The sequence below is a fragment of the Deinococcus budaensis genome, from assembly GCF_014201885.1.
GTDB classification, from domain to species: Bacteria; Deinococcota; Deinococci; order Deinococcales; family Deinococcaceae; genus Deinococcus; species Deinococcus budaensis.
In genome coordinates this window covers 1-1,646 of sequence record NZ_JACHFN010000029.1, presented here as the reverse complement: position 1 = coordinate 1,646, position 1,646 = coordinate 1, and the positions used below count along the sequence as shown (strand labels likewise).

The following is a 1,646-nucleotide window of genomic DNA, read 5'->3' as shown; positions in this document are numbered from 1 at the left end:
TGAGGGGGTCGGCTCCGGGTGTTCTTCATCGCAGAAAACACCGTACAGGAGCCGACTTCTCATACCTCACCCTGACTTTTGACCCCTAGAGAGGAAGTTGCGCTTAGAGGACCGAGCATCGGGAGAACCAGTGAGTGTCGCCCACTGCGGAATCTGCACTTCCTGTCTCTTGCGCCGTGCGTCAACGGCCTATGCTGGAACGGCAGATGGACCGTATAAGGATGGCTTACCCATCAGCCTCCTCGGGAAAGCCATCGAGAAAGCCCGCTGGTATACGCTGATGGACCTTCAGGTCAATCGTTTTCGTAAGGCCCTGGGCACGGGACTTGATCGACCTCTCCAAGAGGTTTTGTTAGCTTATCCGGACTTGCTTCTAGCTGTCGAGGGACTTCAGAACCTGTTCCCGGACATGCCCAGGCTTGAATTGGAAGCTAGGCTCGCGGCCCTATACAAACAGTATGTCTTGGAATGGACCACAATGACCCGCTTGCCCGTAGGCACCCGGTGAAAAAGGAGGTCATATGTCTGCCGAACAGATTTTAGCGAGCATCGACCCCGTTGATATGGGTCGTCGGCTTGGTGAAGCGCGCCGCCGCAACTCTCAGCTCACCCAACAGGCGGTGGCAGATGCCTTGAATGTGGCTCGAACGACGATGGTCGCTGTTGAAAAGGGTCAGCGGCGGGTCACTCCTGAAGAACTAATCAAGCTGGTCGAGCTGTACGAGGTAGACCTCAGTACCCTGCTCAAACCTGACAGTGGTGACGTTAATCTTGCGGTACAATTTCGTACCTTGATTGAGCAAAGCCTATTTGACACTCGGAAGGACGCCTTGGACGAAGCCATCAAGCTTCTGCAAAAGTACGCTGTGCAGTATGTCGAGTTGGAACAGATACTTGGGAAGCGGACCTCGCCCCGTTTTGGGCGGCAGTGGAACCTGAAAGGGGTCTCAGACATCGATGGGTACGCTGAAGACGCTGCCCAGGAGGAGCGTCGCCGTCTGAACCTGGGTGACGGGCCTATTCCAAACCTGCAAGAGGTCCTGGAGGAAAATGTTGGACTGCGTATTTTTCGTATACCAATGGACGCCAAAATTGACGGCTTCTACGGTTACGCAGCGCAACTTGGTGGATGCATCGCTATCAACGCCAAACATCCCTCAGCACGGCAGGATATGACCGTCGCCCATGAGTACGGCCACGTTACCTCCGACCCTGAGAACGTTGATATTCAGGTTGTTCGTAGCAATAAAGTTAATACCCGAGCTGAGCGGTTCGCCCGCCTCTTTTCCATGAACTTTCTGATGACAGCTTCGGGCGTGCGAAGGCAGCTCCGTGAATACTTCCAGCATCGTGGTGACATGGAGCCGACGGTGGGTGATTTGGTGTATCTCGCACAAAAACATCATGTATCTACAGAAGCATACATCCTCAGATTAGAGCAGTTAGGGCATCTGCCGCGTGGCTATCATCGTCAGCTCAAAGCCGAAGACTTCAGCCCCAAAGATATCCAGCAGGAGATGGGAACCTACGTCGAAGACGATGCAAGAGGAAAACGTCGTTTAGGGCTGGCTGAGGTTATGGGCGATCACGGCCAGGACGGTCCTCAGACGCAGTGACCCCATCGTTTTTGTCTGCACCGAACGAAT

General features: G+C 54.2%; 2 pseudogenes. One reads left to right on the top strand and one right to left on the bottom strand.

What is annotated here, in order from left to right:
* Window positions 1-521: 521 nt before the first annotated feature.
* A pseudogene (locus tag HNQ09_RS18620) lies at window positions 522-1,424 on the top strand (ImmA/IrrE family metallo-endopeptidase); the annotation flags it as partial.
* Between the two features lie 135 nt (window positions 1,425-1,559).
* Here HNQ09_RS18620 and HNQ09_RS19065 read toward each other — a convergent pair.
* Window positions 1,560-1,646, bottom strand: a pseudogene (locus HNQ09_RS19065) (IS982 family transposase); the annotation flags it as partial.